Source organism: Amycolatopsis sp. DG1A-15b (assembly GCF_030285645.1).
Taxonomy (GTDB): Bacteria; Actinomycetota; Actinomycetes; order Mycobacteriales; family Pseudonocardiaceae; genus Amycolatopsis.
In genome coordinates this window covers 7,118,867-7,142,322 of sequence record NZ_CP127296.1, presented here as the reverse complement: position 1 = coordinate 7,142,322, position 23,456 = coordinate 7,118,867, and the positions used below count along the sequence as shown (strand labels likewise).

Here is a 23,456-nt window from a genome sequence, read left to right as displayed (position 1 = left end):
ATCGCGCTTCCGTGTGTCGACGCGACGGACCGCGCGTGGGTGACCGGGCCTCCGGCCCCCGGTTTCCAGCTTACCGAGCACCACCGACAGTCTCCGGCGGTTCCGGGAGCTCCATCGACGCGAGCTTCACCGGGTCCGCGACCGACGCGATGCTGACGATCCGCCCGTCCACCACCGTGAACGCCACCACCGACATCGGTGTCCCGTCCGCGCGCCACGCCACCACGCCCGGCAGGCCGCCGACCAGCACCGGCCGGCCGGCCGCCGCCGCGCCGATGCGGGCGCCCGCCGCCACGTTCGTCGCTCCCAGGACCACCACCACTCCGTCCGGGGTGTCGACCGTCAGGCGGACCTCCGGGTCGAGCACGCGCAGCAGTTCCTCGAAGTCGCCGTCGCGGGCCGCGGTCAGGAAGGCCTGGACCACCTCGCGCTGCGAAGAGCCGGTCGGGCGTGAAGGTGTTCGAACCTTCTTGCGGGCTCGGCTGGCGAGCATCTTGGCCGCCGCCGTGGACTTGCCGAGGATGCGGCCGATCTCTTCGAACGGCACCGCGAACAGGTCGTGCAGCACGAACGCCAGCCGCTCGCCCGGGCCGAGGGACTCCAGGACCACGAGCAGCGCCAGCCCGACCGAATCGGCGAGCTCCGCGTCCGCCTCCGGGCCGTCGTCGACCGTCACGACGATCTCTTCGTACGGCGCCTCGGGGCGGGCCTTCCGCGAACGCAGCACGTCCAGGCTGATCCGGCCGACCACCGTCGTCAGCCAGCCGTCGAGGTTCTCGATCGACGCCGCGTCCTGGCGCGACAGCCGCAGCCAGGCCTCCTGCACCACGTCTTCGGCGTCGGCGTGCGAACCGAGCACGCGGTGGGCCACCGCGCGCAGCCGGTCGCGCTGCGCTTCGAACGTCTCGGCCAGGGTGTCGGACATGGTCGTTACCTTCCTCGCTTCTGCTCCGTCGTGGACATGACGGGCCCGGAGGGGCACAGGTAACCGATGGAGGAACGATGGAACCACGGCTGAAGACCCGAAGCGATCCCGAGGTGACCGGCGCGGTCCAGCAGCTGTTCAAGGTGGTGCACGCCGCCGGCGTCGATCCGCTGCTGCTGGAGCTGGTCCACCTGCGGGCCAGCCAGATCAACGGCTGCGCCCCGTGCGCCTACGCGGGCGTCCAGTCGGCGAAACGGCAGGGCGAGACCGACGACCGGCTGCACAGCGTCGTCACCTGGCGCGAGACGCCGTTCTTCACCGAGCCGGAGCGGGCCGCGCTCGCGCTGACCGAGGCCGCCACGCGGATCCAGGACGGCCAGCCGGGCGTGACCGACGAGATCTGGGCGGCCGCCGCCGAGCACTTCGACGAGCAGCAGCTGTCCGCGATCGTCACGCACATCGCGCTGACCGGTTTCTTCAACCGGATCAACCGCGCGATCCGGGAGCAGGCCGGCAAGACCTGGTGAAGTCCGGCGGGGCGCCCGCGAGGCGCCCCGCCGGGCCGGCGTCAAGCCGGCGTGATGATGTACGCGATGCCGCCGGGACCGCCGGCGACGCTGCCGTCGGCGCGGTAGCGCTTCGTCCGCTGCCAGATCTTCTCGAACTGGTCCCGCTTGTAGACGTTGCGCACCCGGTCGTTGCTGCTCGACGCCGGGTCGTTCGCGATCACGTCGCCGTCCTTCGTGAAGCCGACGACGACCATGATGTGACCCGACGTCCCGTAGCCGGCGCCGTCGAGCTCCGACGACAGGAACGACTGCGACGTGATCACCGGGATGCCGCGCGCGATGTAGTTCTCCAGCTCGTTCAGCGAGTGCAGCCGCGTGATGTGGCCGCGCAGCCCGCGCGACGCCGCATAGGCGGTGTTGAACGGCCAGTTGCCCGTGCCGTCGTACGCGTGGTCGTAGGTGTAGCGCGCCGCGAACGCCACCTGCGGGTCGACGTAGTCCGCCGGGATCCAGGCCAGCTCCGCCGCCGACGGCTTCTTGCCCCAGTACTCGGCCACCATTTCGGTCGACGTCGGGCTGCACCAGGCTTCGCCGCCCCCGCCGTACTGCGGGAACTGTCCCTTGTGGAGGTTCTGCGCGTACGCGGGCACCTTCAGCTCGATCCCGGTGGCGCGTCCGGGCTTCGTCGGCTGCACCTCGAACCGGTCCGGAACGGCCGAAGTCATCGCGCCCAGCAGGCTCACCGACGGCGTCGCACCCGAGCCGGCTTCGCGGTAGAGGCTGACCCGGAGGTGGTACGACTTCAGCGTCACGCCGGTCTTCGTGACCAGCGTGTCGACGTCGACCAGCGCGTTCGCGTCGTCCTGGCCGTCGACGCTGGTGCGCAGGATGTCGGCGTCGCCGCTGGCCCAGCGGCCCAGCACGTACCACGCGGTTTCGGCGCCCGCCGACGTCCGGGCCTGCGCCTCGACCTGCAGCCAGGTCTTCGCGGGCGTCTTCGCGTTCCACGACGCGACCAGCTGCGTCGCGCCGAAGCCCTGCCGGTACTCCGGTGACGTCCACTGGCCGTACTCGTACGTTCTGGTCGTGCCCAGCTCCGGCTCGGTGTGCTCCACCGTGCCGATCGGGCGGGCCAGGCGCAGGCCGTCGTGGGTGAGCGCGACCCCGGCGAAGCCGCCTTCGTGGAAACGGCCGCCGGTCCACTCGTGGTAGTCGATCGCCTCGTCGTCGCGCGGGCGGACGGGCCCGGCCTCGGCGACGTGCACGGTTACCGCAGACAACACGACCACTGACAATAAGGTGAACAACTTGCGTACGCGCATCGCGGCTCCCTGATCGGCCCCCAGTAGCCAGGAATTTTCGCCGCTCCGGCCGGGTCTGTAAACAGGTACCTACAGGACGGCCTGCGTCTGTGTCACTTTCGCGACCAACTTGCCGTCGTCGTCGTGGATTTCGGTCTCCACCACGACGAACTTGCGGCCCGCGTGCAGTGGTCTGGACGACGCAACGGCGTAGCCCGAACGCACCGCGCGCAGGAAGTTCGTCTTCGATTCGACGGTCGTCGTGCCCTGGCCGCCCTCGGGCAGGTTGAGGAACGCGCATACGGCGCCGGTCGAGTCGGCCAGCGCCATGAGCGCGCCCCCGTGCAGCGCGCCGCCGAGCGTGCAGAGGCTCTCGTCCCACTTCAGCCGGCTGCGGACGAGCGCGGGCCCGTGCTCCAAGACCTCGACGCCGAGGCGTTCGGAGAACGGCATGGAGCGGTGGAAGAGCTGGGTGCCTTCGGGGTCGGTCATGCTCCGCAGCTTGCCCGAAGATCCGGGGCCGGGCGATTACCTCCGGCGTAACCTCAGCTCAGCGGGTTGACGAGCAGCAGTTCGGTGTTGTGGTCCTCGGCCGCGCCGACCCGGCCGAGGTCGGTGTGGATGTCGTTGTAGGACAGCTCGCGGTACAGCGACGCGAGCGCCTGTGGCGTCCGGGCGTCGTAGTCCACGGCGTACGGCGCTTCGGCTTCGATGAGCGTCGTGAACAGCGACAACGTGCCGTCGGCGTTGTCGGCGACCTCGACGATCCGCGCGTGCTGCGGAAAGTCGACGTGCGACGCGGTGTTGATCTCCCAGAAGCTCTGCTGCGGGGTGGTCCCGGTGTGCGGCGTGATCTTGTTGAGGTGCGTGTGGCCGTTGACCCAGGCCAGCACGTTCGGGAACCGCTTGAGCAGCGCGACGAAGGCGTTGCCGTCGAGGCGCGGGTCGAGCAGGTGGCGCGAGTCCGGCAGCAGGTTGCCCATCGAGCCGCTGGTGTGGTGGCTGAAGAGGAGGAACAGCTCGTCGGTGACGGCGTGGGTGACCTTGCGGCCGAAGAAGTCGTAGTACGCCGAGCTGCCGCGCTTCAGCGTCGACTCGACCCAGGAGTACTGCGCCAGCCCGATCGAGCCGTCGGCGAACCCGGCGTCGGTGGTGGTGTCGAGGCTGATCCCGGTGATGCCCGGCGCGATCCGGAAGGTGTAGTAGACGTTCTGGCCGTCGGCGTTGGCGCTGGTGAAGCCGTGCCCCACCGGGCCGGGGCCGGTGTTGGCGGCGTCGAGGTGGGCGCGGACGAACTCACCGGTGCCGAACGGGCGCCGCCGCGCGTCCGGCGTGATCTCGCGGATGGTGCCGCTGCCGCCGAACAGTTCCGCGACCGGGACGCCGGAACCCTTTTTGATCGCGTCGGCGAGCTTCTTCGCGGTGGTCTCGTCCTTGCCGATGACCTTGTACTTCCCGGTGTACCAGGCGTCGATCCCGGGGATCTGCGCCGGCAGCGAGCCGACGATGCTGTCGTCGTGGTTGCCGAAGGTGCAGAACCACGGGACGTCGAGGCCGGGCGCGGTGAAGGTCTTCATGCCCGCTTCGAGCAGGCCGGGGAGCTGCGGGAAGCCCTTCGCCGAGTACTTGTCGCCCACGCCGGGGATCGAGGGGTTCCAGTACTCGTCGTTGCCGGAGCTCTGGACGCCTTCGTACGCGTTCGCGTCGCCGGAGTTCGGGGTGACGGTGCCGCCGTTGAGGACCTTGAGGAACCAGTCGAGCTCGATCAGCTCGTGGTTGTCGGTGTTGTCGCCGGTGGTGACCATGAGGTCGAACGGCCGCCCGGTGAACGGGCCCTGCCGCACGCTGTTGACCCGTTCGACCAGCGCGCTGGTCGCGACGGTGCCGAGCGCCTCCTGCGGCCGGTGCGCGGAGCCGATGAACGGGTGCAGGTACTCGAACCGCGCGGGGCTTTCGGCGTCGGTGATGTGCAGGTCGGTGAACTGCACGAAGGCTGACAGCGCCCGGCGCCGGTCGTCGCGCCCGCTCTTCGGGGCGGCGAGGTCGCCGCGCACGACGAGCGGCCACCCGGGCCCGGCGGACAGCCGCGAGTAGGTCGCGGTACCGCCCCCGGTGGCGACCTGTTCGAGCGTGGTGCCGGTGGTCGTGACCGAGCGGGTGCTCGTGAGCCGGAGCGCGCGGTCGAGGGCGTTCGCGGTGGGCGTGCAGAGCAGGAGCCCGACACCGGCGGCGCCCGCGGTGGCGAAGGTGCGCCGGGTGAGTTCGGCCATGAGTTCGCTCCCCAGTCTTCTCGGTTGACCGGCACCGTGCCGGACCCGGGTGGACGCGAGGTGAACGTGAAAAACATTCACCGTGACAGTTGAGTTCACCTTGTCACAGGTCCGGGGAGGGGTGTACCGCCGAAGGTTGTGGTCATTTCCGCCGCTGGCGTGCGGCCAAGGTCAGCAGAAGGCGCCGCACGTGGTTACGGCGGTCGCCGCGGTGAGGAAGATGATCACCACGATGATCGCCGGGATCATGGCGATGCCGCCGCAGACCAGGCCCGCGATGCCCATGCCGCGGCCGGTGTACCCGGGCTGGGTGCTCTGGCGCAGGCCGGCCCAGGACAGCCCCATCGCGACCAGGCCGAGGACCACGTCGCCGATCGGGATCCAGAAGCCGAGCAGGGCCAGGATCCCGACCACCATGCCGGCGACGCACAGCCCGCTGGTGCGCAGCATCGGGTACGGGCCCGGCATGGCCGCGTACGGCGCCGGGTACGCCGGTACCGGCGCCGACGGCGGGTACCGCGGGTCGTCCGGGTTGACCGGCGGGTAGGGGGTCGAACTGGTCATCACGCACCTGCTTCCTGAGAGACGTCCCCAAGTCGCCGCCGGATCGCCGCGTGTTACGAGCCGCCCAAACCGGACTCGGCCACCCCGCGCACCAGGTACCGCTGCAGGAACGCGAACAGCAGCACGATCGGCAGGATCGACACCGCCGCCGCCAGGAACAGCAGGTTCAGCTGCGGGTTCTGCGCCGTCAGCAACCCCGACAGCGCCACCTGGACCGTCCACGAATCCGGTGACTGGGCGATGATCAGCGGCCACAGGAACGCGTTCCAGCTACCGATCACCGTGATGACCGCGATCGCCGCGAAGAAGCCCTTCGAGTTCGGCACCACGATCCGCCGGAACACGCCCCACCGGCTGAGCCCGTCCACCCGGCCTGCCTCTTCCAGTTCACGGGGGAAGTCGAGGAAGTACTGCCGGAACAGGAAAACGCTGAAGGCGCTGAACAGCCCGGGGATCACCAGGCCGCGGAAGTCCGACAGCCAGCCCAGCGACGAGACGACCACGAAACTCGGCACGAACGTCACCGACGTCGGGATCATCAGCGTCGCCAGCACCGCGTAGAACACGATCCTGGAATGCCGGTAGGGGATCCGCGCCAAGCCGTAGCCCGCCATCGAGCAGACCACCAGCAGACCGACCGTCTGCAGGATCGCGACCAGCGCCGAGTTCAGCAGGCTGCGGGCGAACGGGACGTCCGAAAGCGAGAACAGCCGCGAGAAGTTCTCCCAGTGCACTGTGGACGGAACGAACGTCCACTGTGGAGAAGTCAGGTCCGCTCGCGAGGCCAGGCCGTTGCGCAGGAGCAGGTAGAACGGCAGCAGGAAGAGAACCGCCGCCACCGACAAGCAAGCCCACCGCAGGAACGCCCTCATACCGCCCGCCCGAAGCGCAGCACCCGGCCCTGCAGCAACGTCACCAGCGCGATGATCAGCGCCAGGAGGACCGCACCGGCGCTGCCGCGGCCGAGGTCCTGGCCGCCCGAACCCAGCGACGTGTAGTACAGGTACACCAACGGCGGCCGGGCGAACGGCGGGTAGCCGCGGGTGTCGCCCATGATGTTGTAGAACTCGTCGAACGCCTGGTAGGCGTTGATCAGGTTCAACAGCAACACCGCCACCGACGTCGCGCGCAGCTGCGGCAGCGTGATGTGGCGGAACACCGGCCAGCCCGGCTTGGCGCCGTCGAGCCACGCCGCTTCGTACAGCTGGACCGGGATCCGCTGCAGGGCCGCGATGAACAGGATCATGTAGAACCCCAGCTGCAGCCACAGCCGCGCCGTCACCAGCACCACCCAGTACAGCGGCGGGTGCACCGTGCCGGTCCAGGCGACCGGGTCGACGCCGAAGACCGAGAGCACCGTGTTGGCCAGTCCGTACCGGACACCCGAGAACAGTGACGTCTTCCAGATCAGCGACGCCACCACGTACGAGCAGGCGAACGGCAGGAAGAACACCGACCGGAAGAACGCCCGCGCGAACCGCAGCCGGTTGACGCCGAGCGCCAGCGCCAGCGACAACACGAACGTCAGCGGCACGATGAACACCGCGAAGACGCTGAACGTCCCCAGGCTCGACAGGAACGGCTCGTCGGTGAGCATGTGCCCGTAGTTGTCCAGCCCGACGAACTCGGTCGGCGTCACCGTGTTGCGCGCGTCGAAGAACGACAGGTACGCGCTCCAGCCGATCGGCAGGTACGCGAAGACCGCCAGCCCGATCAGGAACGGCCCCACGAACAGCCAGAACGCGCGCGCATCGCGCCGCTTCCGCCCCGGTGTCATCCAAACAGGCGCTTCAGCTCGGCGCGCGCCACCTCGACCGCGGTCTTGACCTGCGCGGCCGGATCCGCCCCCTCCTTCGCGATCTTCGCGACCGCGTCGGACAGCGCCGTGTTCGACGGCTGGGTCCACACCGGACCGCCGACGAGGTGGCTGCTCTCCTGGACGAACCGGGCCGCGTCGGCGGCCGGGCCGGACTTGAGGTTGTCCGCCCGGCCGACCAGGCTCTGCCGGGCCGGCACGTGGAAGCCGAACTTCGTCGCGAACTCCAGCTGGTCCTGCGTCTGGTCGATCCACAGCCACTTCACGAACGCCTTGGCCTCGGCGACGTGCGCGCTCTTGGCGTTCACCATCGCGCCGTACGCCCCGACCGGCACCGACGGCGCGCCGCTGCCGTCCAGCTTCGGGAAGGGCAGGACGCCGAAGTCGTCGTCGAACGCCTGGCGGATCTTCGGCACGTTCCACAGCCCGGTCCACTGCATCGCGGTCAGGCCGTCGATGAACGCGCCCGGGTCCGACCAGTCCGCCGGCGCGCCGAGCAGCAGGGAACCGTTGGCGTTCAACGTGTGCAGCTTGCCCAGCGCGGTCGCCGCGCGCGGGTCGTCGAAGCCGACCTCGCGGTTGCCGTTCTTCAGGTAGTCGAGCCCGGCCGACCACAGCAGCGGGCCGGTGAGCACGCCGACACCGCCGTCGTTGCCCGCGAAGAAGCCCTTGACGCCGTCCTTCGTCAGCTTCGCGGCGGCGTCGACGAGCTCGTCGACCGTCTGCGGCGGCTGCACGCCCGCGGCCTGCAGCAGGCTCTTGCGGTAGAAGAGCACCTGCGTGTCGGTCGCCTGCGGGATGCCGTAGACCCGGCCTTCGACGGTCTGCGCGGCCAGTACGGCCGGGCTGAAGTCGCCCTTCACCGGCCCGATGACGTCGTCGAGCGGGAGGACCTGCTTCTGCCGCACCCAGTCGATCTTGACCTGCGCCTCGAAGACGTCCGGCACCTTGCTGTTCTGCAGCGCGGTGACGATCTTCGAGTCGTAGTCGCCCGGGTTCCACTGCACGGTCACGGCCGCGCCGGGGTAGCTCGACGCGTACCGCTTGACGGCGTCCTGGACGCCTTCCTCGCCGTACGCGTGGTACCACTGCTGGAGCGCGACCTTCGGGGCGTCCGACGGCGGCGGCCCCGCCGAGTACGCCGTCGAGGGCGGCGGGTCACCCTGCCGCCCGGTGTTGGACCCGCAGGCCGTCGCCAGCGCGCCCATTCCCGCCAGTGCGAGGAAACTCCGCCTGTTCCGCTGCATCCCCAGAACCCCTCCGACGTGCTCCGAAGGCCACCATAAGGGCGCAAGGGTCCCTTATGGTGACCGCCAGAGGCATGAGACTCGCCGGAGATTTACCCGTTAGAGCTGTGAGATGTCGAGCTTTCCCTCGGAGTAGGACGCGCGGATCCGCTTCTTGTCGAACTTGCCGACGCTGGTCTTGGGCACCTCGTCGACGAACGTCCAGTTCTCCGGCAGCTGCCACTTCGCGACCTTGTCGGACAGGTAGTCCCGCAGCTCTTCCGGCGTGACGCGCTGGCCTTCCTTGAGCACGACGGCGACCAGCGGCCGCTCGTCCCACTTCTCGTCGGGGATGCCGACGACCGCGGCCTCGGCCACCGCCGGGTGGCCCATCACCTGGTTCTCCAGGTCGACCGAGGAGATCCACTCGCCGCCGGACTTGATCACGTCCTTGGCGCGGTCGGTCAGCGTGAGGAAGCCGTCCGGGCTGATCTTGCCGACGTCGCCGGTGCGCAGCCAGCCGTCGTGGAACTTGTCCGGGTCGACCTCCGCGCCGCCGTAGTACGACGCCGCGATCCACGGGCCCTGGACCTCGAGTTCGCCGACGGCCTCGTTGTCCCAGGGCAGTACCGCGCCGTCGTCGTCGATCAGCCGGGCCCGCACGGAGGCCGGGAAGCGGCCCTGGGTGTAGCGGTACTTCCAGGCGTCCTCGCCGGTCGCGGCGGCCGGCGGGCGGGCGACGCTGCCCAGCGGCGACGTCTCGGTCATGCCCCAGGCGTGCAGGATCGGGACGTCGTGCCGCTCCTGGAATGCGTGCATCAGCGACGGCGGCACCGCCGAGCCGCCGACGACGACCTCGCGCAGGTGCGAGATGTCCTGCGGGTGGGCTTCGAGGTGGGCGAGCAGGCCCTGCCAGACGGTCGGCACCGCGCCGGCGAACGTCGGCTTCTCCGCGGCCAGCATCGCCGAGATCGGCGCCGGCTGGAGGAACCGGTCCGGCATCAGCAGCGACGCGCCGACCATCAGCGACGCGTACGGCAGGCCCCACGCCATCGCGTGGAACATCGGCACGATGGCCAGGGCCTTGTCGTGCTGCGCGAGCCGCATGCTGTCGGTCATGCAGACCTGCATCGAGTGCAGCCAGATCGACCGGTGTGAATAGGCGACGCCCTTGGGGTCACCGGTCGTGCCCGAGGTGTAACACATCGCGGCGGCGGAGCGTTCGTCGACGTCCGGCCAGTCGAAGGTGTCGGGCTGCGCGGCCAGCAACTCGGCGTAGGCGTGCACCTCGACGCCGTCGGGTGCTTCGAGGGACGCGGCGTCGCCGTTGGCCACGATGACGTGCCGGACCGTCTTGAACTGCGGCAGCTGCTTCGCCAGCAGGGGGACGAGGGTGCCGTCGACGATGACGACGTGGTCCTCGGCGTGGTTGGCGACGAAGACGAGCTGTTCCGGGAACAGCCGGATGTTCAGCGTGTGCAGCACGGCGCCCATGGCGGGGACGGCCAGGTAGGCGGCCATGTGCTCGGCGTTGTTCCACATGAACGTGCCGACGCGCTGGTCACCGGTCACGCCGAGGCTCTTGAGGGCGTTCGCGAGCCGCGCGGCGTTGCGGCCGAGTTCGCGGTAGCTCTCGCGACGGGCTTCTGAACCGGTCCAGGTGATGACTTCGCTCGCCGAGTGCACCGACGTGCCGTGGCGGAGCAGGTTCGCCAGCGACAGCTGGCCGTCCTGCATGGTGCTCAACATGGTCGCTCCCGGGGGTCGCTCGCCGGTGAACTGGGGTTGCGCCGACTCTAGTGCGGATCGGGTGAAGCGGGCATGGTCAACTACGGCTCCGTTCGGTCACGGTCGTCGCGCGATCGGGCGACCACCGGACGATGATCAAGATCATCAATTTTTCGGCTTTTCCTTATGTGCAAGGAAATGTGCACGAGAACAGTGCGTAACGGAGGCTCCACTTCCGGGTGAGAGAGGCCACGCGGCCCACTTCTTGGGAGCGTTTCCGCAGGCCGGAGCGGGTTGCCCGGTATCACCTCCGGGGGTAATAAGTGCGTGTCGGTTGCACGGCCACGAAGCGGGTGGCGTTTACTGGGCCCGTGGCAAGAGACGGCTGAGCAGCGCTTGCAGGAGCAAGCGCTCACAAAAGCTGTCGGCCGCGAAAGCGGAGACCTGAGAGGAAAGGACACTACGTTGGCTCTGCCTACGTTGACTCCGGAGCAGCGCGCCGAGGCCCTGGCCAAGGCCGCCGAGGCTCGCAAGGCGCGTTCGGAGCTGCTCGCGTCGATCAAGTCCGGCCAGGAGAGCATCGAAAAGGTGCTCAAGCAGGCCAAGGAGAACAAGACCATCGGGAAGACGAAGGTCACCCAGCTGCTGAAGGCCGTCCCCGGCCTCGGCGCGGTGAAGGTCGCTGCCCTGCTCGAGCAGGCCGGCATCGACCCGGACCGGCGTGCGGCCGGCCTGGGCGAGCGCCAGCGCGAGGCGCTCATCGACGCGCTCAAGTAGCCGTCACCAGGAGCTGACCGCGAGGGGAGTGTCGCTGGTGACACTCCCCTCGCGGATCCTCCGAAGCCTGGGACGCTGGTCTTGTGAGTTCTCCTGATCCGGCAACCCCGGCTGACCTCGCCGCCCGCTACCAGCGAGGCGACTTCCTCTTCACGACGGCCCAGCGCGCACTCCTCGCGCAGGGCACCATCCGGACCGTCACCGAGACGGACCCGCAGCGGCTCGCCTCGGCGATCCCGGGTGTCCTGGCCGAGACGGGCGCCCCGCTGGCCGTCGGCGTCCTCCCGTTCGACACCGGGCCCGACACAAAGGTGCCCGGCCACCTCGTCGTGCCCCGGACCGTCCACCGGTCCGAAGGGGCGCCTTCGCTGCCGCGTGAGGTGCTCCCCGCGCCCTCGCGGGTGCGCGCGGTGCCGTCTCCCGCGTTGCACATGGAGGCCGTGCGCGCCGCGGTTTTCGCACTGGACGAGCGTGACCTGCGCAAAGTCGTCCTGGCCCGTGCCTTGGACCTCGAGTTCGCCGCGCCGGTGCCCGCCGAGAGCATCGTGCGCAACCTGGCCGTCGGCAACCCCCGGCACTTCACGTACGCGGCCGAGCTGCCGGGCGGCCGGTCGCTCGTCGGCGCCACGCCCGAGCTGCTGCTGCGGCGGACAGGCCGGACGGTGTTCTCCTCACCGCACGCCGGATCGATGCCGCGCTCGGCCGACCCGGTGGCCGACCGCGCGAACGGCGAGGCGCTGCGGGCGTCCGGCAAGGACCAGCTCGAGCACGCGGTGGTGATCGACTACCTGGTCGAGGCCCTGCGGCCGTTCTGCCGGACGCTGGACGTCCCGGCCGGGCCGGAGCTGGTCACGACGCCGGCGATCTGGCACCTGCGGACACCCATCACGGGCGAGCTGGCGGACCCGGACATCACGGCCCTCGACCTGGCGGCGGCGTTGCACCCGACCCCGGCGATCTGCGGCACGCCGACCGAGGGCGCCCGCGACCTGGTGCAGGAGCTGGAGCCGTTCGACCGCGACTACTACGCGGGAGCGGTGGGCTGGGTCGACGCGGCGGGCGACGGCGAGTGGGCGGTGGGGATCCGCTGCGCGGAGATCGCCTCGACGTCGATGCGGCTGTACGCGGGCGGCGGGATCGTCGCGGCGTCGGACCCGCAGGCGGAGCTGGACGAGACGACGGCGAAGTTCCGCACGCTGCTGACGGCGATGGGGCTGGCGGACCTGCCGGTCTGAGCGGCTCGCCTAAGGGACCCAGTGCTCCTCGGTCACCGACAGTTCTTCGGTGGTCAGCACCGCGATGGCCGCCCGGTAGCCGTCCGCGGCCTTCAGGTCCGCCAGGCGGGTCGTCGCCGGGTCCAGGGCCGGATCGCCCGAAGACGCCAGGCTCGCCGGTTCGTCGTAGCGGGAGAACGTGATGCTCTGCAGCGGGATGCGCAGGCCCTTGCCGGTGGCCTTCATCACGGCCTCTTTGCGGGTCCAGTAGACGAAGAACGCCGCCGCCTTCTCCGCGCCGCCGAGGCCCGCCAGGTGCTCGGCCTCCACCGGGCTCAGCGCGTACTCGATCAGGCCGTCGTCCGCGCGGCGGGTGGCCGTTTCGACGTCGAGGCCGACCGGGACCGACGGGGTCGCCGCGACGCCGATCAGCTCGCCCGAATGCGAGATCGACAGCGTCAGGTCCGCGCCGGGGATCCGGGGCCGCCCGTGCGGCTTGCCGCAGTCTTCGCAGGTCGCGTCGAACTTCACCGCCTCGAGCGCCAGGCCGAGCCGCTCGGCCGCGACCGTCTTCGCCAGTACCCGGCCGGTCAGGAACCGCCGCTTGTCCGCCTCCTGCCGGTACGCCTCGAACCGCCCTTGCTCGACGTCGTCGAGCAGGCGCATGAAGCGATCTTCGACGGGCAACGGCGACGACCAGCGGACCTCGATCTCCATCACACCCCCGATCCTTCCGGGCCCGGAAGCCGTTGTCACGACTTCCGGCCGAGGTCTGGGGTGGTTCCGCCGGTGGCGGCCGACCGCCGGGCCGCTGTCAGACGTGGGCGTGCCCGGTGACAGCCGGGGCGGGAGCGGTCCGCCAAGCCGCGCGGTCGGCGGTCACCACGCCGAAGGCGATCAGGCACCACAACGCGCCGGTGAGCCAGTCCATCCGGTCGGCGTCGGCACCGCGGAAGCCGAGCGCGGCGTAGCTGATCGCGCCTTGGTCCACGTGGAAGACCAGCGCCATCAGCGCACTTCCGCCGGTGCGGTTGACCAGCCACACGTAGACCAGGGTGATCGCGAAGGTCACGACCAGGCCGATCGGGGCGAGCTTGCCCGAGGTGACCAGCGGCAGGTGCCACAGCGCCACCACCACACCGAGGGTGGTGCCGGCGCGGAGCGGGGACCACTTCTCCTGCAGCCGCGGCAGCGCGTAGGCCCGCCAGCCCGGCTCCTCGCCGAGCGGTCCGTCGAGCGGGTTGACGAACCGGATCGCGGCGACCAGTCCGAGGTCGGTCCAGGCGAGGTTGCCGAGGCTGGGCGCGGGAGCACCCCAGAGCGTCACGTTGGCCAGCGACGCGACCGCCAGCACGGCCAGGGGCAGCGCGATGGCGACGGCCCACCAGGTCCAGCCGACCCGCCAGTGCGTCAGCCGCGCCAGCAGGTCGCGGTAGCCGGCCCGGCCGTCGGCGACGGCGATGACGACGACCGCCGCGACCACGGGGCCACAGGCGAAGAACGGCGTCGGCGAGAGACCGGCGACGTAGAACGGCCAGGCCCACCAGGAAACGGCGAAGGCGAGACCGAAGAACACGGTGAGGCGGTGGCGGCGGGTCCACGCGGTGATCGGCATCGGTGCCTCCTGGCGTCGGCGTGCGGTTCCCCTCGACGATGCGCCGCGCCGGTGTCCGGGCGGCAGCGGGCGGGCCCCGGCGTCCGGTGAGGGTTTTCCCCGTGGCCGCCAGGGTTTTCCCGCTGCCGCCGCAGTGGGCGCGGCGGCCACAGTGGTCTCTCGACAGCGTCACGAGGAGGAACTCATGATCGAAACCCGCGGACTCACCAAGCGCTACGGCCCGACGCTCGCCGTCGACGACCTGTCCTTCACCGTCCGGCCCGGCCGGGTCACCGGCTTCCTCGGCCCGAACGGTGCCGGCAAGTCGACGACCATGCGCATGGTCCTCGGGCTGGACCGGCCGACGTCGGGGCACGCCCTGATCGGCGGCAGACCGTACGAGGACCTGCCGCACCCACTGCGGGAGGTCGGTGCGCTGCTCGACGCGAAGTGGGTGCACCCCAACCGGTCCGCCCGCAACCACCTGCGCTGGCTCGCCCGGTCGAACCGGTTGCCGGCCGCCCGGGTGGACGAGGTGCTCGACCAGGTCGGGCTGACCGCGGTCGCGGACCGCCGCGCCGGCACGTTCTCGCTGGGCATGTCCCAGCGGCTCGGCATCGCCGGCGCACTGCTGGGCGATCCGGGAGTGCTGCTGTTCGACGAGCCGGTCAACGGGCTGGACCCGGAAGGCATCGTCTGGATCCGCCGGTTCATGCGGGACCTCGCCGCCGAAGGCCGCAGCGTGCTGGTGTCCAGCCACCTGCTCCCCGAGATGGCCCTCACCGCGACCGATCTGATCGTCATCGGGCGGGGCAGGCTGATCGCCGAGAGCTCGACCGCCGAGTTCGTCGACGGCGCCGTCACCTCGACCGTGCGGGTGCGCAGCCCGCAGCTGCTCGAACTCGCGGAAGTCCTGCTGCGGGACGGAATCGACGTGCAGGCCGAGCCCGGTGACGACGAGGCACTGGTCGTCGCCGGCACGGACATCGCCCGGATCGGCGAGCTGGCCGCGGGCGCCGGGGTGGTGCTGCACGAGCTGGCCCTGCAGCGGGCCTCGCTCGAAGAGGCGTTCATGCACATCACCGGGCACGACGTCGAGTACAGCGCCGGCGCACCCGCCGGCGACCGGAACGACTCCGCGGTGCTCGCCGCGGCAGGAAGGTGACCACGATGTCCCTCATCGCAGCCGAACGGATCAAGCTGACGTCGATCAAGTCGCCGTGGTGGTGCGCCGCGTTCGGGGTCGTCGCCACCGTCAGCGTGGGCTCGATTTCCATGGCGGGCAGCGAAGACACCGGCTTCTCCGGTGTTCCGTCGACCCAGCTCGGCTACGGCCTGGGCATGGCGGTGGTCATGGTGATGGCGACGCTCGCGGTGACCACCGAGTACTCCGTCGGCATGATCAGGACGACGTTCCTGGCCGCGCCGGCCCGCGGCGCGGTGCTGCTGGCCAAGACGCTGGTCATCGCGCTCGCCGCCGGGCTGGTCGGGCTGCTCGCCGCGTTCGGCAGCTGGGCGCTGGGCCTGGTCCTGATGCCGGGCCGCGACCTCGCGTTGCACGGACTGGCCGAATGGCGTCAGGTCGGCGGGGTCGGCCTGGTCTACCTGGTGGCCGCGGTGTTCGCCGTCGCGGTGGGGACCCTGATCCGGCACACCGCGGGAGCGGTGGCGCTGGTGTTGACCTGGGCACTGATGGCCGAGTCGCTGCTCGCGATGATCCCCGGGTTCGAGTCGGCGGCCCGCTGGCTGCCGTTCCAGGCCGCCAAGCAGTTCCTGCTCAGCGGGCCGCCCGCGGACGGCGCGGCGCTGACCGAACAGCCGTGGGTGGCGATGGGCTACTTCGCGGCGGTCAGCGGCGGTCTGCTGGCGATCGCGATCGCGGTGGCCAAGCGGAGGGACGCCTGAGGCGAGCCCAGGTGGCCGGATCCGGGAACGGGTCCGGCCACCTCGGCGTGCGTTCAGCCGCGCAGGTAGGTGAGCACCGCGAGGACCCGCCGGTTGTCGTCCGCGCCCTGGTGCAGCCCGAGCTTGGTGAACACCGAGCGCACGTAGGCCTCCACGGTTTTCTGGCTCAGGTAGAGCCGCTGGCAGATGGCCTGGTTGGACCGTCCTTCGGCCATCACCTTCAGCACGTCCCGCTCGCGGTCGGTCAGCTGGTCGAGCGGGCTCCGGGTGCGTTGGCGCCCGACCAGCTGCGCGACCACGGACGGGTCGATGACCAGGCCGCCGGCCGCGACCCGGCGGATGGCCTCGGTCAGCTCGTCGAGATCGGCCACGCGTTCCTTGAGCAGGTAACCGGCCCCGCGCGCGCCGGACTCGATCAGCTGCAGCGCGTAGTGCGGCTCGACGTGGGCCGACAGCACCAGCACACCGACCGACGGGTGCCGTTCCTGCAGGTCCCGGGCCGCGTCCAGGCCCTCGGTGGTGTGCGTCGGCGGCATCCGGATGTCGACGACGACGGCGTCCGGCGGGTCCTGACGCACCCGGTGCAGCAGCGCCGCGGCGTCGCCGACCTGCGCCACGACGTCGAACCCGGCTTCGGTCAGCACGCGCGCCACGCCTTCGCGGAAGAGGACCGCGTCATCCGCGATCATCACCCGCATGGCACGTCGGCCCGCACTCGAGTGCCGGTGCCGCGGGGACTCACGACCCGCAGCCGGCCCCCGCGGGCGGCCACGCGGTCGGCGAGCCCGCTCAGGCCCGGGCCGCCCGGGTCGGCGCCGCCGACCCCGTCGTCGCTCACTTCGACGTTCACCTGACCTCCTTGCGCGCGGACCACGACCTCGGCCCGGCCGGCGTGCGAGTGCCCGGCCACGTTCTTCAACGCCTCGAACACCACGAAATAACAGGTCCGTTCCACCGGCCCGGGGAGCCGCCCGCCGGGCACGGCCGAGACCACGGTGGGCACCGGGCAACGGTCGGTGAGCGAGGCGAGCGCCGGCCCCAAGCCGGCTTCGGCCAGCAACACCGGGTAGATGTCACGGGCCAGTTCCCGCAACTCTGCCATGGCCAGGCCCAGTTCTTCCCTCGCTTCGGTGACGAGTGCGGCCGCGTCGCCGGTGAGTGTCCGGGCGGCCAGGCTCAAGGCCAGCACGGCGGAAGCGAGCCGCTGCTGGGCGCCGTCGTGCAGCTGCCGTTCGAGCCGGCGCCGGAATTCGTCCGCGGCGTCGACGATCCGGGCGCTCTCCGGTTCGGGCGTCGTCACGTCTTCGGCTCCAGGAGCCGCCGGACGAGGTCGCCGCTCAGCGCGGACTTCGCGATGAACCCGACGGCGCTGCTGGCGTCGACCAGCGACCCGTAGTCGTCCCGGGAGCGGCTCGACACCAGGACCACGGCGGGCGCTTCGTCCTGCGCACTCAGCGCCGCGGCGACGGCGAAGCCGTCCATGTCGGGCAGGCCCACGTCCAGCAGGACCACGTCGGGCCGCAGCCGGGGCGCGGCCGCGATCGCCGCGGCGCCGTCGGCCGCCTCGCCGACCACGACGAGCCCGTCGGCCACCAGGACACGGTGGGCGAACGACCGGAACGCGGCGTGGTCGTCCACGATCAGGACCCGGGGAACCATCCCCTCATCGTCGCAGCGCCGCCGCCGGAGCGGCTACCGGGACAACCCTGCGGATCCGCGGCGATCAGCGGTACCGGCGGGAGTCGTCCTGCATTACCGTGCGGCTGCCAGGGGGACCCGTCGACCGCAGCAGGACAAGTCATGGCTTCGGAAACGGCGTTCGCCGGCGGGCAGGCCCGCACTACCACCACCCACCGGTTCGCCCGCTCCGGGCACGGACCGGGCTTCTGGCTGCTGCTCTGGGGCGTGGCGCTCGCGGCCGAGTTCGGCGCGCTGGTCCCGGTGCTGTTCCCGAACGGGGCACCGGTCGCGGCGATCGACGTCGCGTTCCGGCTGATCGGCGGCTCCTTCGCCGCCTGCGGGCTGATCGCCTGGCGCCGCCGGCCGGACAACCACAGCGGGCTGCTGATGACCATCACCGGCTTCGCCTTCTTCGTCAGTCCCTTGGTGAGCCAGCTCGCGTGGCCACCCGCGCAGGTCGTCGGCCTGTGGCTGCCGGACCTGTGGGTGCTGTTCTTCGTCCTGCTCGTGCTGACCTTCCTCACCGGTGGGCGGGCGCGCACGACGGCGGACCGGGTGCTCGCCGGTGCGGTCCTGCTGGAACTGTTCGTCCTCGCCCCGTTGTTCCTGCTGTTCTCCGGGGTACCGGGCAACCCGATCGCGATCTGGCCGCACGAGCGGCTCGCCGAGCTCGTCGACGTCGCCCAGCGCGGCACGCTGCTGGCCGCCGTGACCGGCACCGCCGTCGTCGTCGCGGTGCGCTGGCGCTCGGCGTCCACGCCCGGACGGCGGGCGCTGGCGCCGGGTGTCGCCGGAGCCGCCTGCCTGCTGCTGTTCGGGTGGCTGCTCGTGGCGCAGTTCCTGACCGGCGAGAAGTCGATGGTGCTGCTCTGGATCGGCGTGTGCTCCCTGCTCACGGTGCCCGTCGCGTTCCTGATCGGGCTGCTGCGGTCACGGCTGGCCAGAGGCGGGCTGGCCGACCTGTTCCGGGGGATGCGCACCCTGCGGCCCGACGACCTGCGCGGCGCGTTGGCAAAGGCACTCGGCGACCCGGACCTGGAGGTCGGCTACGCCACCGCGTCGGGCACCTACGCCGATCTGGACGGCAACCCGGTCACCCTGCCCGGCGCCGGTACGTCCCGGTCGGTGGCCGGTGTCGAGCGCGACGGCAGCCGGGTCGCCGTGCTCGTCTACGACCGGTCCCTCGACGACGACCCCGAGCTGGTCGAAGCGGTCACCGCCGCGGCGACGATCGCGCTGGAGAACCAGCACCTGCACACCGAGGCCCGGCGGCGCCTGGCCGAGGTCGAGCACTCCCGCGAACGGATCATCGCCGCCGGGGACGCCGAACGCCGTCGCATCGAACGCAACCTGCACGACGGCGCCCAGCAGGGCCTGGTGACGCTCGCGATGCAGCTGTCGCTGATCCAGCGGCAGATCCGGCGCGACCCCACGGACGCCGAACAGCTCGTCACCTCGGCCAGTGACCAGCTGGCCCGCTCGCTGGCCGAACTGCGCGAGCTCGCCCGCGGCATCCACCCGGCCGCGCTCGACCAGGGCCTGGACGTCGCCCTCGAGGCGCTCGCCACCCGCTCGCCGGTGCCCACGACGGTGGCGTACGCCCCCGGCCCGCGGCTGCCCCAGCCGATCGAGTTCGCGGCGTACTTCGTCGCGTCCGAGGCGCTGGCCAACGTCGCCAAGCACGCGCGGGCCGGCGTCGTGACCGTGCGCGTCCTTCGCGAGGGCCCCACGGCGGTCATCGAAATCACCGACGACGGCGTCGGCGGGGTGGACCCCACCGCGGGCTCCGGGCTGCGTGGTCTCACCGACCGCGTCGAGGCGCTCCGCGGCCGCTTGACCGTGGTGAGCCCGGCGGGCGGCGGAACCGTGGTCCGGGCGGAACTGCCGGCGTAGGCGAGGGTTAACCCCCGGCGCCGGCGGGGCTGGCCCGGTGACCGGCCACGAGCGTCCGGCGGATGCTGGGCTTCCGAGCACCGGGCCACTTCCCAGGAGACAGCGATGAGCAGCTCGCGAACACTCACCGAGCCCGTGACCGTCGCGGCGGCGGCGCCGGCACGCGTCCACGCGGTGGCCACGGTGCTGCGCCGGCGGCTGCCCTTCACGACCGGCGTGCTGATCGCGATCATCGTCGCCGGTATCGCGACCGGCACGCTGTGGGACGCTGCGAGCGACCGGACGTGGTTCGGCCACGTCGGCTACGGCCTGCCCGCGCTGGCCGACGGCGGGTGGTGGACGCCGGTGACCGGTTCGTTCCTCGCCCTGACGCCGGTCTTCTACCTGCCGGTGCTGCTCTCGTTCGCCGTCTTCGCCGGCGGCGCGGAATGGCGGCTGGGCACCGGGCGGACCGTGGTGATCTGCGGACTCGGCCAGCTGGCCGGCGTGCTCGGTGCCGCGCTGACGCTCCTGGTCTTCCGGGACACCGGGTGGTCGTGGGCGCACAGCCTCGCCGCCCACGTCGACGCGGGTTTCTCCGCGGGCGCGCTCGCCTGCGCGGCGGCGGTGTCGGCGACGCTGCGTTCGCCGTGGCGGCTGCGGCTGCGCGCCGGGCTGTGGGTCTACGTCGGCGTGTCCTTCCTGTTCCTCGGCGGGCTCGCCGACCTCGAACACCTGTGGGCCGTCGCGATCGCCCTTCCGCTGAGCCGCCGCCTGGCCGGTGGCCGCCACGTCGGCCCGCGGGGCCGGGTGCGGGCCGGGCGCCGCGAATGGCGCCTGTTCGCCGCCACCGGCCTCGCCCTGATCGCCGTCGCCGAACTGGTGCTCTGGCTGTTCCCGGCGGACAGCCCCCTGGGCACCACCGGCGGCGACGACACCGGCTGGGGCATCGCCGTCAACATCGCCTTCGTCGCCCTCCTGGCGAACGGGCTGCGCAGCGGCCGGCGCGTGGCGTGGTGGGGTGCGGTGACGCTCGCCGCGATCAACGTTTTCGCCGGTGCGGTGGCCGTGCTCGGGTTCGCCTTCGGCCAGGAGTCCACGGCGGAGAAGGCCCTCACCATGACGGGTGCCGTGCTGTGGGCGGCCGAGCTGGTCCTGCTCGTCCTGACCCGCTGGGCGTTCCGGGCCCCGTTGCGCCGCGGGTTCGGGGTGTCCGCCGGGATCGGCGGGGCCGACGCGGCCGTCGTCCGCGACCTGCTCGGCCGGCACGGGGGCAGCACGCTGTCCTGGATGGCCACCTGGCCGGACAACGCGCACTTCCGCAGCCAGGACGGGCAGTCCGTCCTCGCGTACCGGCGGCACGCCGGGGTGGCCGTCGGCCTCGGCGACCCGATCGGCCCGGCCGGCTCCGCGGCCGGCGCGGTCCGCGCGTTCGCCGTCGCCTGTGAGCACGCCGGCGTCGTGCCGTGCTTGTTCTCCGTCACCCGGCCGGTCGCCGACGCCGCCGCGCGGCTGGGCTGGAGCCGGGTGCAGATCGCCGAGGACACGCTGGTCGACCTCGAGGGACTCGAGCTGCGGGGCCGGAAGTGGCAGAACGTGCGCTCGGCGCTCAACCGCGCCGCGAAGGAAGGGATGAGCTACCGCCACGTCGTGCTGGCCGACGAGCCGTGGGGCGTCCGCAGCCAGGTCCGCGCCATCTGCGACGAATGGGTCGGCGACAAAGGCATGCCGGAAATGGGCTTCACGCTCGGCGGCATGGAGGAGGCCCTGGACCCGGCGACCCGGGTCGGCCTGGCCGTCGACGCCGACGGCAGCGTGCACGGCGTCACCTCGTGGCTGCCGGTGCACGGGCCGGGCGGCGAGGTCCATGGCTGGACCCTGGACCTCATGCGTCGCCGCGGCGACGGGTTCCGGCCCGCGATGGAGTTCCTGATCGGCGCGGGCGTGCTGGCCTTCCAGGCGGAGGGGATGCGGTTCGTGTCGCTTTCGGGCGCGCCGCTGGCCCGTTCCGGACCGGACACCGAAGCGGCGCCGGTCGAGCGACTGCTGGAGGTGCTGAGCCGGGAGCTGGAACCGGTGTACGGCTTCCGGTCGCTGCACTCGTTCAAGGCGAAGTTCAACCCGCGCCACGAGCCGATGTACCTGGCGTACCGCGACGAAGGCGACCTCCCGCGGATCGGCGTGGCGCTCACCCGCGCGTACCTGCCGGACACGAGCCTGCGCACCTTGGTGAAGTTGGCCACCACGCACGCCTGACGCCCGCGGCGGCGGTTCTTGCGCGGGCGCGGGGAGGCGCGCACAATGGCGGGTAAGCAAGCGCTTAGCCAGTGCAGTGTCTTCTGGGGCCGAGCCCCAGACCCCGGCCGGGGGCGAGCCCCCTGGACCCCCGGAAGAGTGTCGGAGGAGCAGCTACCCCATGGACTTTTCACTCAGCACCGAAGAACGGGAAGTGCGCGACTGGGTCCGCACGTTCGTCCAGCGGGAGCTGATCCCGCTCGAGCAGGAAGTCCTCCGGCGCGAGCGGGCCCACCAGCCCGGTCTCACCGGCGAGGAGCTCAAGGACCTCCAGCTCAAGGCGAAGGAGTCCGGCTTCTGGGGCGTGCTGACCCCGGAGGAGTACGGCGGCATGGGCCTGTCCGCCGTGATGGCCGCGCTGCTGGAGGCCGAGCTCGGCCGGACCTTCGTGCCGTTCCGCTTCGGCGGGGCCGCCGACAACATCCTGTTCCACGCCAACGAGGAGCAGAAGCAGACCTACCTGCTGCCGACCATCTCGGGCGAGCGCAAGTCGTGCTTCGCGATCACCGAGCCGGGCGCCGGGTCGGACGCCAAGGCCATCCGGACCACCGCCCGCAAGGACGGCAGCGACTGGATCATCAACGGTGAGAAGACCTTCATCACCGGTGGCAACGAGGCCGACTTCACCATGGTCTTCGCGATCACCGACCCGGAGAAGGGCGCGAACGGCGGTGTCACCTGCTTCCTCGTCGACCGCGAAGCCGGCTGGAAGTCCGAGTACATCGACACCATGGGCGAGTGGGGCCCGGCGTCGCTGATCTTCCAGGACGTCCGCGTCCCGGAGACGCAGATCCTCGGCGAGGAGGGCCGCGGCTTCGAGCTCGCCATGCAGTGGATCGGCCAGGGCCGCTACCTGCTGCCCGCCCGCGCGATCGGCTCGTGCGAACGGCTGATCTCGATGGCCATCGAGCACGCCAACACCCGCGAGACGTTCGGGCAGAAGATCGCCGAGCGGCAGGCCATCCAGTGGATGATCGCCGACTCCGGCGTCGAGCTGGAAGCGCTGCGGTGGCTGGTGCTGCACGCCGCCTGGCAGGTCGACCAAGGCCTCGATTCGCGGCACGCGCAGTCGATGGCGAAGCTGTACGGCGGCCAGAAGGCCAACGAAATCGTCGACCGCGTCCTGCAGATCCACGGTGGCATGGGTTACACGCGGGAGCTGCCGGTCGAGCGCTGGTACCGCGAGCTGCGGCTGCTGCGCATCTACGAAGGCACCGACGAGATCCAGCGCCGGACGATCGCCCGCAACCTGCTCAAGGGACACGTCAAGGTCGGCGGCACACTGGGCTGAAACGCGACCAGCTTCTTTCGGGGGTTCCGGGTGGCGGAGCCCCCGACCCGGGGCGCAGCCCCGGATGACGAAGCCGTCAAGACCGCCGTCCCGGCGGCCTTGACGGCGCTTCGGCTTGCTTACTTACTGTTGCGGATGGCGATCGGGACGCCCGCGAGGTCCTCTTCGTTGCACAGGAGCTTCACGTCGTAGTACGGCGAACCCTGACGGTCGTCGTAGTCGAGGTGGATGGCCAGGACGTCGAGCGGCTCGCCCAGCCACTCCTGCGCCTGCCGCAGCCACGCGGAGCACCGTGCCAGGGCGGTGGGGAGATCGTCATCGCGGAACTCGACGGGGCGATAGGGCACATCCTGCACCTGATCGCGGGGGTTTTCCGGCGCCGGGAGGCCCGGCGCGAGACCCGAGTCGTCCAGTTCCAGTTGGATCGTTTCCTCAGTCACCCTTCGAGCGTCCCCCACGTACGCCGTCTGGGCAAGGCGTACACAGGTA

Annotated in this window: 23 protein-coding genes; 8 read left to right on the top strand and 15 right to left on the bottom strand. The window is 71.2% G+C overall.

The features are described 5' to 3' along the window. Positions 1-70 precede the first annotated feature (70 nt). Positions 71-925 (bottom strand): sigma-70 family RNA polymerase sigma factor, encoded by an 855-nt coding sequence (locus QRY02_RS32700; protein ID WP_285986669.1) that lies wholly within the window; start codon positions 923-925, stop codon positions 71-73. A gap of 77 nt (positions 926-1,002) precedes the next feature. Here QRY02_RS32700 and QRY02_RS32695 point away from each other — a divergent pair, with 77 nt between their 5' ends. Beyond that, a complete protein-coding gene (locus tag QRY02_RS32695) occupies positions 1,003-1,452 on the top strand; it encodes a carboxymuconolactone decarboxylase family protein (protein WP_285986668.1) in 450 nt (149 codons plus the stop codon). A gap of 41 nt (positions 1,453-1,493) precedes the next feature. On the opposite strand, the gene QRY02_RS32690 is transcribed toward QRY02_RS32695, so the two are convergent. From QRY02_RS32690 to QRY02_RS32655, 8 genes are all read right to left on the bottom strand, one after another. Further along, positions 1,494-2,756 carry a C39 family peptidase gene (locus QRY02_RS32690; protein WP_285986667.1) on the bottom strand — a complete coding sequence of 421 codons (1,263 nt, stop codon included), beginning with the start codon at positions 2,754-2,756 and terminating at the stop codon, positions 1,494-1,496. Positions 2,757-2,825: 69 nt separating this feature from the next. Beyond that, complete coding sequence (locus tag QRY02_RS32685) at positions 2,826-3,227, bottom strand: PaaI family thioesterase (protein ID WP_072476116.1); 402 nt, start codon at positions 3,225-3,227, stop codon at positions 2,826-2,828. 53 nt (positions 3,228-3,280) lie between these two features. Next, positions 3,281-5,005 carry a TIGR03767 family metallophosphoesterase gene (locus tag QRY02_RS32680; protein ID WP_285986666.1) on the bottom strand — a complete coding sequence of 575 codons (1,725 nt, stop codon included), beginning with the start codon at positions 5,003-5,005 and terminating at the stop codon, positions 3,281-3,283. 171 nt (positions 5,006-5,176) lie between these two features. Beyond that, complete coding sequence (locus tag QRY02_RS32675; RefSeq protein ID WP_285986665.1) at positions 5,177-5,569, bottom strand: DUF4190 domain-containing protein; 393 nt, start codon at positions 5,567-5,569, stop codon at positions 5,177-5,179. A gap of 53 nt (positions 5,570-5,622) precedes the next feature. Further along, entirely contained in the window at positions 5,623-6,408 is a 786-nt protein-coding gene (locus QRY02_RS32670) for a carbohydrate ABC transporter permease (protein ID WP_502874152.1), read from the bottom strand. Positions 6,409-6,437: 29 nt separating this feature from the next. Then, positions 6,438-7,346, bottom strand: a complete 909-nt coding sequence (locus tag QRY02_RS32665) for a carbohydrate ABC transporter permease (RefSeq protein WP_285986663.1) — start codon at positions 7,344-7,346, stop codon at positions 6,438-6,440. Further along, positions 7,343-8,632 (bottom strand): ABC transporter substrate-binding protein, encoded by a 1,290-nt coding sequence (locus QRY02_RS32660; RefSeq protein WP_285986662.1) that lies wholly within the window; start codon positions 8,630-8,632, stop codon positions 7,343-7,345. Before QRY02_RS32660 ends, QRY02_RS32665 begins: the two co-directional genes overlap by 4 nt. A gap of 99 nt (positions 8,633-8,731) precedes the next feature. Further along, positions 8,732-10,360: a long-chain fatty acid--CoA ligase gene (locus tag QRY02_RS32655; protein WP_285986661.1), complete on the bottom strand. Its 1,629-nt coding sequence runs from the start codon at positions 10,358-10,360 to the stop codon at positions 8,732-8,734. Between the two features lie 444 nt (positions 10,361-10,804). Here QRY02_RS32655 and mihF point away from each other — a divergent pair, with 444 nt between their 5' ends. Together mihF and QRY02_RS32645 are read left to right on the top strand one after the other, a co-directional pair. After that, positions 10,805-11,116, top strand: a complete 312-nt coding sequence (mihF, locus tag QRY02_RS32650; protein ID WP_167344432.1) for an integration host factor, actinobacterial type — start codon at positions 10,805-10,807, stop codon at positions 11,114-11,116. Positions 11,117-11,199: 83 nt separating this feature from the next. Beyond that, positions 11,200-12,351: an isochorismate synthase gene (locus QRY02_RS32645; protein WP_285986660.1), complete on the top strand. Its 1,152-nt coding sequence runs from the start codon at positions 11,200-11,202 to the stop codon at positions 12,349-12,351. 9 nt (positions 12,352-12,360) lie between these two features. Here QRY02_RS32645 and QRY02_RS32640 read toward each other — a convergent pair whose 3' ends face one another. Together QRY02_RS32640 and QRY02_RS32635 are read right to left on the bottom strand one after the other, a co-directional pair. Next, positions 12,361-13,047 (bottom strand): 4'-phosphopantetheinyl transferase family protein, encoded by a 687-nt coding sequence (locus tag QRY02_RS32640; protein ID WP_502874151.1) that lies wholly within the window; start codon positions 13,045-13,047, stop codon positions 12,361-12,363. Between the two features lie 97 nt (positions 13,048-13,144). Beyond that, complete coding sequence (locus QRY02_RS32635; RefSeq protein ID WP_285986658.1) at positions 13,145-13,945, bottom strand: CPBP family intramembrane glutamic endopeptidase; 801 nt, start codon at positions 13,943-13,945, stop codon at positions 13,145-13,147. A gap of 184 nt (positions 13,946-14,129) precedes the next feature. Here QRY02_RS32635 and QRY02_RS32630 point away from each other — a divergent pair, with 184 nt between their 5' ends. Both QRY02_RS32630 and QRY02_RS32625 read left to right on the top strand, forming a co-directional pair. Beyond that, a complete protein-coding gene (locus QRY02_RS32630; protein ID WP_285986657.1) occupies positions 14,130-15,089 on the top strand; it encodes an ATP-binding cassette domain-containing protein in 960 nt (319 codons plus the stop codon). A gap of 5 nt (positions 15,090-15,094) precedes the next feature. Further along, on the top strand, positions 15,095-15,829 hold the full coding sequence (locus tag QRY02_RS32625) for a hypothetical protein (RefSeq protein WP_285986656.1): 735 nt from the start codon (positions 15,095-15,097) through the stop codon (positions 15,827-15,829). Between the two features lie 53 nt (positions 15,830-15,882). Here QRY02_RS32625 and QRY02_RS32620 read toward each other — a convergent pair whose 3' ends face one another. Genes QRY02_RS32620 through QRY02_RS32610 form a run of 3 tightly spaced genes read right to left on the bottom strand, consistent with a single transcriptional unit; the run spans position 15,883 to position 17,488 of the window. Continuing rightward, the gene (locus QRY02_RS32620; protein ID WP_285986655.1) at positions 15,883-16,527 is read right to left on the bottom strand and encodes a response regulator transcription factor; all 645 of its coding nucleotides are present in this window, start codon (positions 16,525-16,527) and stop codon (positions 15,883-15,885) included. Beyond that, positions 16,518-17,129, bottom strand: a complete 612-nt coding sequence (locus QRY02_RS32615; protein ID WP_285986654.1) for a sensor histidine kinase — start codon at positions 17,127-17,129, stop codon at positions 16,518-16,520. The genes QRY02_RS32620 and QRY02_RS32615 overlap by 10 nt, the downstream gene beginning before the upstream one ends. Then, entirely contained in the window at positions 17,126-17,488 is a 363-nt protein-coding gene (locus tag QRY02_RS32610; protein ID WP_285986653.1) for a response regulator, read from the bottom strand. The genes QRY02_RS32615 and QRY02_RS32610 overlap by 4 nt, the downstream gene beginning before the upstream one ends. A 141-nt stretch (positions 17,489-17,629) precedes the next feature. On the opposite strand from QRY02_RS32610, the gene QRY02_RS32605 reads away from it, so the two are divergent. The 3 genes from QRY02_RS32605 (at position 17,630) to QRY02_RS32595 (ending at position 22,967) form a co-directional block, all read left to right on the top strand. Then, complete coding sequence (locus QRY02_RS32605) at positions 17,630-19,402, top strand: sensor histidine kinase (RefSeq protein ID WP_285986652.1); 1,773 nt, start codon at positions 17,630-17,632, stop codon at positions 19,400-19,402. Between the two features lie 105 nt (positions 19,403-19,507). Next, positions 19,508-21,637 carry a bifunctional lysylphosphatidylglycerol flippase/synthetase MprF gene (locus QRY02_RS32600; protein ID WP_285986651.1) on the top strand — a complete coding sequence of 710 codons (2,130 nt, stop codon included), beginning with the start codon at positions 19,508-19,510 and terminating at the stop codon, positions 21,635-21,637. Positions 21,638-21,797: 160 nt separating this feature from the next. Next, the gene (locus QRY02_RS32595; protein ID WP_285986650.1) at positions 21,798-22,967 is read left to right on the top strand and encodes an acyl-CoA dehydrogenase family protein; all 1,170 of its coding nucleotides are present in this window, start codon (positions 21,798-21,800) and stop codon (positions 22,965-22,967) included. A 119-nt stretch (positions 22,968-23,086) separates the two neighbouring features. Here the strand turns inward: QRY02_RS32595 and QRY02_RS32590 are convergent, their stop codons facing one another. Beyond that, complete coding sequence (locus tag QRY02_RS32590; RefSeq protein ID WP_285986649.1) at positions 23,087-23,407, bottom strand: hypothetical protein; 321 nt, start codon at positions 23,405-23,407, stop codon at positions 23,087-23,089. Positions 23,408-23,456 lie beyond the last annotated feature (49 nt).